Source organism: Streptomyces sp. SID4985 (assembly GCF_009863025.1).
Lineage (GTDB): Bacteria > Actinomycetota > Actinomycetes > Streptomycetales > Streptomycetaceae > Streptomyces.
The window spans coordinates 1-10,804 of the sequence record NZ_WWIR01000469.1 but is presented as its reverse complement, the minus strand read 5'-3'; the positions used below and the strand labels follow the sequence as shown (position 1 = coordinate 10,804).

Here is a 10,804-nt window from a genome sequence, read left to right as displayed (position 1 = left end):
GCCATGCGCCGAAGCGCTGTGCACCGGGGTGTGCCCCGCAGGGCCGCCCCGCTGCGTCCGCCGCACCGAAGTCCTCCGCGCCATGCTGTTCGCCGTCGGACCACGCCTGGACGCCCTCCGTGCCGGAGAGTCCGTCGCCGGGTCGTGCCTCGAAGTCCTCCGCGCCCGGCTGGTCCTCGCCGGGGCGAGCCCAGGCGCCCTCCATGGCGGGTCGCCCCCGGGTGCCTTCCGTTCCGGGTTCCCCGTTCTCCAGGGCGGCAGCCCCCTCGCGGCGCTGCTGGCGGGGCAGGCGTTCCTCGGTGTCGGGCGCGGGCGACTCTCGGTCGTGCCGGGGCGGGCGGACGCTCTGCTCGTCCGCCGGAGTCCGGCCGCTCGGCGTGTTGCCCGTGCCGGGGCGGGGGACTTGTGGGGTCCCGTCGGCGCGGGGGTCGTGGGGTGTCATCGGGTTCCCCCGTCGGGCGGTGGGGTGTCGTGGGCCGTGGAGAGGAGTTGGAGGCCGAGGCGGAGGCGGCGGCGGGCCTCGTCCTCGGTGACGTCGAGATCCACGGCGGTGCGGCGGTAGTCGCGGCGTTGGAAGTAGGCCAATTCCAGGGCGGCGCGCAGGGGTTGGGGCATCGAGTGGACGATGTAGTCGGCGCGGGCGGCCACCGCCGCGCGGCGGACCTTGTGCTCGACCTCCTCCGGCGAGCCGCCGTCCCCGGCCAGCGCGGCCGTCTCGTCGTCCCGCAGCCGCCGTACGGCGAGGCGGCGCGTGACCGAGGCGATCCAGGTGCGCAGCGGTTCCTGGCGGGGGTCGTAGGTCTCGGGGTGCTGCCACAGGTGGGCGAAGACCTCGCGGGTCAGGGCGTCGGCGGCGGTCTCCTCGCCGAGGACGCGGTGGGCGAGGCCGTGCACCAGCGAGGCGTACCGGTCGTACAGCTCACCGAGCGCCGCCGCCTCCCCGCGCGCCAGCCGCTGCTGCATCACGCGGTCCCAGCGGTGCGGTACGTCCTGCTGCGCCATGCCGTTCCTCCCCTCGCCCGGTGCTGGTCCGGGCCGGTGTCCCGGTGACCTTCTCTCGAATGTAGTCGGCACGTCTGACAGCGCACGCCCCTTTGTGTCAATGTGCGCCCCCTGCTGCGTCGCAGGTGATAGGGCCTCCTTCACAGGCTCTTCACTCTTGCATGGTCCAACTCCGATCGAACAGGATTGATAGTGACCGAAACAAGACCTTTGCCGATCCTCCGCGGTTTGCCAATTCGTGTTTCAGGGAAACGCCCGCTGGGCAGCCGCGCGGAAAGAAACGTAGGGACTGCTTCCATTTCCGGGCGGTTCCGCGAGATCCGCCGAGCGGAGGGGTGTGGCCGTGGCATTCGAAGTGACCGGCGCCGAGCGGGGCGCGTGGGCCGTGCTCCGAGTCTGCGGTGAACTGGATCTGGTGACCTCACCGGTGTTGCGCCAGCGGGTGCACGACGTGGTGGCCGAGGGGCATCACAGCCTTGTCCTCGACCTTTCCGACGTCTTCTTCTGCGATTCCAGCGGGGTCGGCGTGCTCATCGCGTCCCGCCGTCTCATCCGCTCCTGCCAGGGCCGGCTGCGGCTGATCCTGCCCGACCGGGGCGCGGAGGACGGCTCGCACGTGAACCGTGTCCTGGGCGCCCTCGGCGTACGGCGCCTCTTCGACGTGCGCGCGGACGTGGCCTCCGCCACCGCCGACGAGCCGGACTCGCTCACGGCCTGAGCCGGATCGGGAGTTGTTGCGGAAGACGATCTTCCGTTAATTCACCGTCGTGACGCGGAAATTCATGGCCACGGATGTCGCGGATCGTGGCAAAGTCGCATCACTGAGCGTCGATATCGGGTTGTGTCCGTTCCGCGACTCGTCACGGCCCGGAGTCGGCGCCCCGCTCGGGTACCTTGGGTGAGATGCGAGTGGCTGCGAGCACCAGTGGTGCCGGTGATGCCCCTGGGGCGTTCCCGGACTCGGTGTCGCGCGCCGCTGTTCATGGGGTGACGGTGGAATACCGGCCCGATTGTTCGACTCCTCGACATGCGCGTCGCACAGTATGCCGCACGGGTACTCCTTCGCGCGGGAATATGCCCGAAGCGCTTGTTGGGGTGACTGTACGTCAACCATGCTGTCTCGTAAGGGAATCACGTTCCGTGACCCTTGCTCTGGCCGTTGTTCTGGCCATGCAGAAAATGGCTACGATCGTGGCCCTCGCCGTATCGGTCGTCGCGGATCGTGCCGCGAACGACGGGTGGCGCGGGGTCATGTGTCCGCCGGTTCGGATGGTGTGAGCGGTGCAGGTGCTTCAAGTGCAGCTGGAGATCCGGCCCGACCCCGAGGAGGTGAGACGGGCACGCAAGTGGGCCCGCTCCCGGCTCGCCGGGCTCGGTATAGCGGCCGACGAACCGTTGGCCGAGACCCTGATCCTGCTCGTCTCCGAGCTGGTGACCAACGCGGTGGTGCACACGGGGCGTCCGGCCCTGCTACGGCTCTCCCTGCCGGGCGGCACGTCCGGCGGACCGGAGCTTGAGCGGGACGCGGCGGATGGAGCGACCGGGGACGCCAGAGCTGCCGGGGACACCAGAGGCGCCGAGGCGACCGGCGCTGCCAGCGGACCGGAGCCGGAGGCCGCTCGGGACGCGGAGGAGGAGACCGGCGTGACCGTCGTCTCCGCCACCGTGCGCCTGGAGGTGGCCGACGCCAGCTCCCGTGCCCCCGTGCCGCGTTGCGCGGGCGACGACGCCACCGGCGGCCGGGGTCTGGCCCTCGTGGACTGTCTCGCCGACCGCTGGGGCTGGCAGGCCGAGGGCGCGGGCAAGAGCATCTGGTGCGAACTGGACCGCTGTTCGCCGCCCCGGGAGGGCGTGGCGATGGCGTACGGGGGCGGCATGGCCGCGTACGAGGACTTCACCTTCGAGGCCGTGTGACCCCTGTCCCGGCGATGCGCCGGGCGTGCTCCCGTGCGCGGGCGCCGCGAAGTGCGCGGATGTCCTCGCCGCCCGTACGGTGTTGACGCGTTGAGTGTGTGTGAACACGCTGGTGTGCGTCGATTCGCCGCGAGGGGACGGCGAGGGCCGGGGTGACGGAGTCCTCGCCGAGTGTGGGTCGCACCGGCCGACGGCGCCGGGTGTGCACAGGGGGACACGCCCGGGGGATGTGCCGCCGACCGGTCCGCGCGGGGCGGGAGCACTTGCCGGGAACGGCGAAGCTCCCGCCCCGTCCAGCACGGTCCGGCTCCCTACACTGCCCCTCATGGCATGCCGCATCAGCGAGTTGGTCCTCGACGCCGCCGATCCCGAACGGCTGGCCGTCTTCTGGAGCGAGGTCCTCGGCTACGTGGAACTCGGCCGCGAGGACGACGGAAGCATCGAGATCGGGCCGCCCGGCACCGGATTCGGCGGACCGCAGCCCACCCTGATCCTCAGCCCCAGCACCGATCCCCGCCCCGCGAAGCTCCGGCTGCACCTCGACGTCAACCCCACCGACCGGGACCAGGACGCCGAACTGGAGCGGCTGCTCGCACTCGGCGCCCGGCCCGTGGACGTCGGTCAGACCGGCGCCGAGAACTGGCACGTCCTGGCCGACCCGGAGGGCAACGAGTTCTGCCTCCTGCGCACCCGGCTCCAGCTGGTCTAGGTACGCACGGCCGCCCGGAACGTCCGCCGATAAGCCGTAGGCGTCACCCCCAGGTTCTGCTGGAGGTGCTGCCGCATCGACTGGGCCGTGCCGAAGCCGCAGTCGCGGGCCACGCGGTCGATGGGGAGGTCGGTGGACTCCAGGAGGCGGCGGGCGAGTTCGACGCGTTGCTGGGTGAGCCACTGGCCGGGGCTGATGCCGACCTCCTCGCGGAAGCGGCGGGTGAAGGTGCGCACCGACATCGCTTCGCGGGCGGCGAGGTCGCGGAGCTGGATCGGTTCGTGGAGGCGGGCGAGGGCCCAGGTGCGGGCGGCGGTGGTGGTGGCGAGCTGGGGGTCGGGGACCGGGCGGTGGATGTACTGGGCCTGGCCGCCGTCGCGGTGCGGGGGGACGACCGTGCGGCGGGCGACCTCGTTGGCGACGGCCGCGCCGTGGTCGCGGCGCACGATGTGCAGGCACAGGTCGAGCCCGGCGGCGACCCCCGCCGAGGTGAGTACGTCGCCGTCGTCGATGAACAGCACGTCCGGGTCCACGCGGATCGCCGGGAACATCCCCTGGAAGCGGTCCGCGTCGGACCAGTGCGTGGTCGCCGGGCGGCCGTCGAGGTAGCCGGCGGCGGCGAGGACGTAGACGCCGGTGCAGATGGAGGCCAGGCGGGTGTCGGGGCGGACGTGGGCGAGGGCGGCGGCCAGTTCGGGGGTGAGCGTGCCGTCGTCGTAGAGCGGGCCGAGTTCGTACGACGCCGGGACGATCACCGTGTCGGCCGTGGCCAGGGCCTCGGGGCCGTGGGGCACGTGCACGGTGAAGTCGGCGTCGGTGACGACCGGGCCGGGCGGGCGCACCGAGCAGGTCACGACCTCGTAGAGCGCCCGGCCGTGCTCGTCCCGGGCGCGGGTGAAGATGCGGTGCGGGATGCCCAGTTCGAAGGGGAGCAGGCCGTCCAGGGCCAGGACGACGACGCGGTGCGGACGGGATTCGCCGGACGAGGCCATGGCCCGATCCTAACGAACACTGTCCTGCGGGCCACTCGATGCGCGCGCAAGCGGCCCCGACCCTTGACCTTGTGACTCAGACAAGCGAAGCCACCGCCGCTCCCCGGACCCCGGCCGGGCGGCGACGCCGGGTGCACCGTGCCTGGTTCGTCGCCGCCGTCACCTTCGTCACGATCGTCGGCGCGGCGGCCTTCCGCTCCCTGCCCGGTCTGCTGATCGACCCGCTGCACCAGGAGTTCGGCTGGTCGCGCGGCACGATCGGCGCCGCCGTCTCCGTGAACCTCGCGCTCTACGGCCTGACCGCGCCGTTCGCGGCCGCGCTGATGGACCGCTTCGGCATCCGACGGGTGGTCGCCGTCGCGCTGACCGTGGTCGCGCTGGGCTCCGGGCTCACCGTGTGGATGACCGAGCCGTGGCAACTCATGCTGTGCTGGGGTCTGTTGGTGGGTCTCGGGTCGGGCTCGATGGCGCTGGCCTTCGCCGCGACCGTCACCGGGCGCTGGTTCACCGCGCGGCGCGGTCTGGTCAGCGGCATCCTGACCGCGGCCTCCGCCTCCGGGCAGCTGGTCTTCCTGCCGCTGCTGTCCTGGATGATCGAGACCGGCCACGACTGGCGCCCGGCCGCCGTCACGGTCGCCGTCGCCGCCCTCGCGGTGGTCCCGTTCGTCTGGCTGCTGCTGCGCGACCACCCGGCCGACGTGGGCCTCGCGCCGTACGGGGCAAGCGAGTTCGTGCCCAAGCCGCCGCCGGTGACCGGGGCCGCCCGGCGGACGCTCGGGGTGCTCGCCAGGGCCGCGCGCACCGGGCCGTTCTGGCTGCTCGCGGGCAGCTTCGCGATCTGCGGGGCCTCCACCAACGGGCTGATCCAGACCCACTTCGTGCCCGCCGCCCACGACCACGGGATGCCGGTCACGGCGGCGGCCTCGCTGCTCGCGGTCATCGGCGTCTTCGACGTGGCGGGCACGATCGCGTCGGGCTGGTTCACCGACCGCTTCGAGCCGCGCCGCCTGCTCGCCGTGTACTACGCGCTGCGTGGGACCTCGCTGCTCTTCCTGCCGATGCTGCTGAACCTCGGCCCCGAGGTGCACCCGCCGATGGTGTTCTTCATCGTCTTCTACGGCCTGGACTGGGTCGCCACCGTCCCGCCCACCCTGGCCCTGTGCCGGGACCGGTACGGCGACGACTCCGCGATCGTGTTCGGCTGGGTGCTCGCCTCCCACCAGATCGGCGCGGCCCTGGTGGCCTGGCTCGGCGGGGTCGCCCGCGACGTGTTCGGCTCTTACGACATGGTCTGGTACGCCTCCGGCGCCCTGTGCGCGGCGGCGACCCTGATGGTCCTGGTGATCCGGCGCCGCCCGGTGCTCACCGTGCCCGCGTAGCCTCGCGGGCGAGCCGTTTGGTGACGGTCCGGGCGATCTTCTCAGCGTCCAGGGCGAGTTCGCGGAACATGCCGCTGATCGGGTTGGTGTACCCGGTGAAGTAAAGACCCGGCGCCTCCTTCGGGGTGCGGGCGCCGTGCACCACCGGGCGCCCCCGGCTGTCCAGCACCCCGAGATGGCCGACCAGGGAGTCCAGGCCGCGCAGATATCCGGTGGCCGCGATCACCGCGTCCGGCGCCACCCGGGTGCCGTCGGCGAGGGACACCTTGCCGTCCTCGAACCCCTCGACGGCGGCCACGATCTCGACCTTGCCCTTGCGCACGGCGTCGATCAGGCCCACGTCCTGGACCGGGATCGCGCCCTCGCGTACGCGGCTGTAGAGGCCGGACTCCGGCCGGGGCAGGCCGTGTTCGGCGAGGTCGGGGGTGCTGACGCGGGCCATCGGCCGGGCGAGCCGGTCCACGAGCCGCACCGGCAGCCGCCGTACCAGGATGCCGGTGTACTGGGCGGACCAGCCCGCCGTCGAGCGGCGCACGATGTGCGGGGCGGTGCGCACGGCCAGGCGGACGCGCGCGGCGCCGCCCTCGACCAGGTCCACGGCGATCTCGGCGCCGGTGTTGCCCACGCCGACCACGAGCACGTCCCGGTCGGCGAAGGGGCGGGCGTTGCGGTAGGCGCTCGCGTGCAGGAACTCCCCGTCCCAGTCCTCGAGTCCGGGCCAGTCGGGCAGGCGCGGGGTGTGGTTGAAGCCGGTGGCGACGACCACGGCGCTGCCGGTCAGCTCCCGGCCGCCGGAGGCGTGCAGCAGCCAGCCCGCGCCGTCCGGGGCGGGCTCCACCCGGAAGACCTCGACCCCGGTGACGATCTCCAGCTCATGGTGCTCGGCGTACTTCTCCAGGTAGCGCACCACGTCGTCGCGGGACACCCAGCGGCCGAACGCGCGGGGTATCGCGAGGCCCGGCAGCGCGGAGAGCCTGCGGGTGGTGTGCAGCCGGAGCCGGTCGTAGTGGCGGCGCCAGGACGCGCCGACCCGGTCGGCCTTCTCCAGGATCACCGCCCGCACCCCGCGCGCCCTGAGGGCGTGCGCGACGGCGAGTCCGCCGGGACCGGCGCCGATGACATAGACGGGACGGTCGGCGGGGGTCGCGGTCAGGTGCGCGAGAGAGGGACGCGAGTCGGCCATGAGCGCGAGCGTAATCACACCCCCGGTTGATGGGTATCGGTCAAGACCGGAATTGGTTGCGGATTGACAACGATGACGTGTGCGTCGTGCGAAAGGTGTGAAAACGCTTCACGGCCAGAGCAGTTGGCGCTCCCAGCCGAACTCGGTGCGCCGGTACTCCAGCCGCACGTGACGGCGGTCCGCGTCGCCCTGGAAGAACTCCACCACCTCGGGGCGCAGGTGGTAGAGGGTCCACCCGGGAACCGGTTCCGCGGGGTTCTCGCGCGCCTGCCGCCACGCCTCCTCGGACGCCTCGCGCAGCTCCTCCGGGGAGGCCAGCTCCGCGCTCTGGCGGCCGGTGAGCGCCGCCGCGAGGGCGCCGGTGGAGCGGGCGTGCAGATCGGCCTGGCCCTCCTCGGCCGGGGCGGTGGTGACCGGGCCGCGCACCCGCACCTGGCGGCCGAGGACGGGCCAGTAGAAGGCGAGGGCCGCGTACGGGTGGGCCGCCAGGGCGCGGCCCTTGCGGCTCGTGGCGTGGGAGGCGAAGGACCAGCCCGCGGCGTCGGCGCCGTGCAGCATCACGATCCGTACGTCCGCGTTCCCGTCCTCGTCGGTCGTCGCCAGCGACATGGTGTGCGGCTCCGGCTGCCCCGCGCGCACGGCGTCCGCGAACCACGAGGTGAACAGGGGCAGCGGGGAGGGCGGCGCGGTGGCCGGGTCGAAGGGGCGCAGCTCGGTCGCCCCGGGCGGCCACACCGCGAGCGTGCGCAGCAGGGCGTGCAGATCCGGGTGGGCCGGGGTCTCCTCGTGTGCCATGGATCGAGTATCGCCCGCTGTCGCGCGCCCGTTCCGGACGCGGGACGGGCGGTGGCCCACCCGAGTGGACCACCGCCCGCCAGACAGGACGTGGGGTACGCGCTACTTGGCGGGTTTCTTCCCGGTCACACCGAGATACGTCAACAGCGAGAGTGTCGGCTTGAGTTCGGCCTGCTTCACGCCCCAGGCGGAGAAGCCCTTCTGGTGTGCGGCGACCGAGGAGAGCATGGTGACCAGGGAACCGGCGATCGCCGACGGGTTGATGTCCTTGTCCACCCGCCCCTTGGCCTGGAGTTCGGCGACGGCCTCGGTGAGCGGGCCGTTGACCGCGTTCAGGATCTTCATGCGGAGCTTGTTGAAGCGCTTGTCGCCCTCGGCGGCGGCGAGGTCGACCACGCGCAGGATCGCGTCGTTGCGGCGCCAGAAGTCCATGAAGCCGTCGACGAGTTCCTGCGCGGTCTGCCAGCCCGCCTTGCCCGCCCAGCTGCGCCCGGCGAGCAGTTCGGCCAACTCGGCGCTTTCCGAGGCGGTTTGGTCCGCGATCTCCAGGACGGCCCCCTCGACGTCCGGGAAGTACTGGTAGAAGGTCGCGGGCGACGTGCCCGCCCTCCGGGCGACATCGATGACCTTGACGTCCCGGTAGGGGGAGGAGCTGAGCATCTCGCTGAGGCAGTCGAGCAGCTTCTGCCGGGTCGCCTGCCCACGCCGGCCGGCCACGCGGCCGTCGACGGTACGCACTTGTCCTGTCATGCCGTCAGCTTACCGACGGGGAGCAGGAGCGCTATTCGGCCGACTGCAAATGGGGTGCCCGGCCATCTCGGGGCGATTTCCCTGGTCTGCGGGGTGCGCGCGTCGCGGTTACTTTGACGATATGGCCGAAAACAGTGCACCGGCGTACGGCGAGGGCGTGCCCTGCTGGGTCGACGCGCAACTGCCCGACGTCGAGGCGGGCAAGCGGTTCTACGGTGAACTTTTCGGGTGGACCTTCGAGCCCGCCGAGAAGGCCCACAGCGCCCTCGGCGGCTTGGTGTGGGCCCGCCTGGACGGCGAACCCGTCGCCGCGCTCGCCCCGAAGACGGACGGGCGGATGCCCACCGTCTGGACGGTCTACTTCGCCACCCCGGACGCCCGCGCGCTGGGCCGCCGGATCACCGAGGCCGGGGGAACCCTGATCTCCGGCCCCTTCCCCGTGGACGGCCTGGGTGCCGCCGCCCTCGCCGCCGACCCCGAGGGCGCCGTCTTCGGGCTGTGGCAGCCCGGCTCGCTCTCCGGATTCGGGCGCAGCCGCGAGCCGGACACGTTCGTCTGGGCCGAGCTGTACACCCGCGACACCGCCGCCGCGAACGCCTTCTACGGCGCCCTCTTCCACGAGGCGCTGTTCGGCTCCGGCACCGAGCCCGACTTCGGCCGCGCGCACGTGACCGACGCGTTCCCGGCCGAGATGCCCCCGCATTTCGTCGTCCACTTCCGGGTGGCGGACCTGGACGCCGCCCTCGCGGCCGTACGGCGGCTCGGCGGCCGGGTCCAGGTGCCGCCCTTCGACGCCTCGTACGGACGTGTGGCCGTCGTCACCGACAATCAGGGGGCGTCGTTCGCGCTGCTGCACCGGTGACGGAGCACCGCGCGGCGGCGAAATGACGGGATTGGGCACGACACACCCCGATTGGTGGCCGGGTTCGCAACCGGCCGCCCGGCCAGGAAGAATCGGGGTGCGTGCCGCCAGGGCGGTGCGGTGGTGAGACGCTGCACTACGGCCGCGTCCGCAGGTGGGCGACGCGGCTCGTACGGGGAGGTGGCAGGCAAGTGGTGGATCAGCTGACGCAGCACGACCCGCGGCGGATCGGGCCGTTCGAGGTGCTGGGCCGGCTGGGGGCCGGGGGCATGGGGCTGGTCTATCTGGCGCGCTCGGCGTCCGGCCGGCGCGTGGCGATCAAGACCGTCCGCACGGAGCTCGCGGAGGACCAGCTCTTCCGCGTCCGCTTCACCCGCGAGGTGGAGGCGGCCCGCGCGGTCTCCGGCTTCTACACGGCCGCCGTCGTCGACGCCGACCCCCGCGCGGCGGTGCCCTGGCTGGCGACCGCCTACGTCCCGGCGCCCTCGCTCGAAGAGATAGTGAACGACTGCGGCCCGCTCCCGGCGCAGGCGGTGCGCTGGCTCGCCGCGGGCGTCGCCGAGGCCCTCCAGTCGATCCACGGCGCGGGCCTGGTCCACCGCGACCTCAAGCCGTCCAACGTGCTCGTGGTCGAGGACGGCCCCCGGGTCATCGACTTCGGCATCGCCTCCGGTGTGTCCAACACCCGGCTGACGATGACGAACGTCGCCGTCGGCACCCCCGCCTACATGTCGCCCGAGCAGGCGAAGGACTCCCGCAGCGTCACCGGCGCCAGCGACGTGTTCTCGCTCGGCTCCACCCTGGTCTTCGCCGCCACCGGGCACCCGCCCTTCCATGGGGCCAACCCGGTCGAGACGGTGTTCATGCTGCTGCGCGAGGGCCCGGACGTCACCGGCCTCCCCGACGAGCTGCGCCCGCTGATCGACGCCTGCATGCAGATGGAGGCCCCGGGACGCCCCAGCCCCGCCGACCTCCAGGCGCAGCTCGCCCCACATCTGTTCGGCTCCGGCTCCGACGACTCCGGCACCGCCTCCGCCTGGCTGCCCGAGAAGGCCGTCGCGCTCATCGAGGCCCGCCGGGGCGGCCGTCCGCCCGCCAAGCCCGCCCCGCTGTCCGCCGGGCCGCGCAGCGGCGGCCGCGCCGTCATGCCCCCGCCGCCGTCGTACGCCCCCGTCGTGCCCTCCCCGGCGCCCGTCCCGCTGGGCGGCCCCGACACCG

Annotated in this window: 11 protein-coding genes and 1 pseudogene; 6 read left to right on the top strand and 6 right to left on the bottom strand. The window is 72.8% G+C overall.

The genetic code is table 11. The annotated features are described in order from the left end of the window. Together GTW40_RS20835 and GTW40_RS20830 are read right to left on the bottom strand one after the other, a co-directional pair. A pseudogene (locus tag GTW40_RS20835) lies at positions 1–442 on the bottom strand (hypothetical protein); the annotation flags it as partial. Next, entirely contained in the window at positions 439–1,002 is a 564-nt protein-coding gene (locus GTW40_RS20830; RefSeq protein ID WP_161181712.1) for a sigma-70 family RNA polymerase sigma factor, read from the bottom strand. The pseudogene GTW40_RS20835 and the gene GTW40_RS20830, both read right to left, overlap by 4 nt. A 337-nt stretch (positions 1,003–1,339) precedes the next feature. On the opposite strand from GTW40_RS20830, the gene GTW40_RS20825 reads away from it, so the two are divergent. The 3 genes from GTW40_RS20825 to GTW40_RS20815 all read left to right on the top strand — a co-directional run bounded on the left by GTW40_RS20825 (position 1,340) and on the right by GTW40_RS20815 (position 3,625). Next, positions 1,340–1,720: an STAS domain-containing protein gene (locus tag GTW40_RS20825; protein ID WP_161181711.1), complete on the top strand. Its 381-nt coding sequence runs from the start codon at positions 1,340–1,342 to the stop codon at positions 1,718–1,720. A gap of 578 nt (positions 1,721–2,298) precedes the next feature. Next, the gene (locus tag GTW40_RS20820; RefSeq protein ID WP_161181714.1) at positions 2,299–2,916 is read left to right on the top strand and encodes an ATP-binding protein; all 618 of its coding nucleotides are present in this window, start codon (positions 2,299–2,301) and stop codon (positions 2,914–2,916) included. A gap of 325 nt (positions 2,917–3,241) precedes the next feature. After that, positions 3,242–3,625: a VOC family protein gene (locus GTW40_RS20815; RefSeq protein WP_161181710.1), complete on the top strand. Its 384-nt coding sequence runs from the start codon at positions 3,242–3,244 to the stop codon at positions 3,623–3,625. On the opposite strand, the gene GTW40_RS20810 is transcribed toward GTW40_RS20815, so the two are convergent. Then, positions 3,622–4,617, bottom strand: a complete 996-nt coding sequence (locus tag GTW40_RS20810; RefSeq protein WP_161181709.1) for a helix-turn-helix domain-containing protein — start codon at positions 4,615–4,617, stop codon at positions 3,622–3,624. The genes GTW40_RS20815 and GTW40_RS20810 overlap by 4 nt on opposite strands. 38 nt (positions 4,618–4,655) lie before the next feature. Between GTW40_RS20810 and GTW40_RS20805 the strand changes: the two genes are divergently transcribed. Continuing rightward, positions 4,656–5,996 carry an MFS transporter gene (locus GTW40_RS20805; RefSeq protein WP_202486195.1) on the top strand — a complete coding sequence of 447 codons (1,341 nt, stop codon included), beginning with the start codon at positions 4,656–4,658 and terminating at the stop codon, positions 5,994–5,996. Here the strand turns inward: GTW40_RS20805 and GTW40_RS20800 are convergent. The 3 genes from GTW40_RS20800 to GTW40_RS20790 all read right to left on the bottom strand — a co-directional run bounded on the left by GTW40_RS20800 (position 5,980) and on the right by GTW40_RS20790 (position 8,712). Further along, a complete protein-coding gene (locus tag GTW40_RS20800) occupies positions 5,980–7,179 on the bottom strand; it encodes an NAD(P)/FAD-dependent oxidoreductase (protein WP_161181707.1) in 1,200 nt (399 codons plus the stop codon). The genes GTW40_RS20805 and GTW40_RS20800 overlap by 17 nt on opposite strands. A 108-nt stretch (positions 7,180–7,287) precedes the next feature. Further along, the gene (locus GTW40_RS20795; RefSeq protein ID WP_161181706.1) at positions 7,288–7,974 is read right to left on the bottom strand and encodes a pyridoxal 5'-phosphate synthase; all 687 of its coding nucleotides are present in this window, start codon (positions 7,972–7,974) and stop codon (positions 7,288–7,290) included. Positions 7,975–8,076: 102 nt separating this feature from the next. Then, a complete protein-coding gene (locus GTW40_RS20790; protein ID WP_161181713.1) occupies positions 8,077–8,712 on the bottom strand; it encodes a TetR/AcrR family transcriptional regulator in 636 nt (211 codons plus the stop codon). A 133-nt stretch (positions 8,713–8,845) separates the two neighbouring features. Between GTW40_RS20790 and GTW40_RS20785 the strand changes: the two genes are divergently transcribed. After that, a complete protein-coding gene (locus tag GTW40_RS20785; RefSeq protein WP_161181705.1) occupies positions 8,846–9,586 on the top strand; it encodes a VOC family protein in 741 nt (246 codons plus the stop codon). Between the two features lie 191 nt (positions 9,587–9,777). Beyond that, positions 9,778–10,804, top strand: a 1,027-nt coding sequence (locus tag GTW40_RS20780) for a serine/threonine-protein kinase (RefSeq protein ID WP_161181704.1), incomplete at its 3' end; no start/stop codon positions are given.

What these genes read in the sequence shown, in the direction of transcription:
- GTW40_RS20805 (WP_202486195.1), top strand. Translation starts at nt 4,656, where the DNA reads ATGCGCGCGCAAGCGGCCCCGACCCTTGACCTTGTGACTCAGACAAGC.
- GTW40_RS20810 (WP_161181709.1), bottom strand. Translation starts at nt 4,617, where the DNA reads ATGGCCTCGTCCGGCGAATCCCGTCCGCACCGCGTCGTCGTCCTGGCC.
- GTW40_RS20785 (WP_161181705.1), top strand. Translation starts at nt 8,846, where the DNA reads ATGGCCGAAAACAGTGCACCGGCGTACGGCGAGGGCGTGCCCTGCTGG.
- GTW40_RS20830 (WP_161181712.1), bottom strand. Translation starts at nt 1,002, where the DNA reads ATGGCGCAGCAGGACGTACCGCACCGCTGGGACCGCGTGATGCAGCAG.
- GTW40_RS20815 (WP_161181710.1), top strand. Translation starts at nt 3,242, where the DNA reads ATGGCATGCCGCATCAGCGAGTTGGTCCTCGACGCCGCCGATCCCGAA.
- GTW40_RS20795 (WP_161181706.1), bottom strand. Translation starts at nt 7,974, where the DNA reads ATGGCACACGAGGAGACCCCGGCCCACCCGGATCTGCACGCCCTGCTG.
- GTW40_RS20800 (WP_161181707.1), bottom strand. Translation starts at nt 7,179, where the DNA reads ATGGCCGACTCGCGTCCCTCTCTCGCGCACCTGACCGCGACCCCCGCC.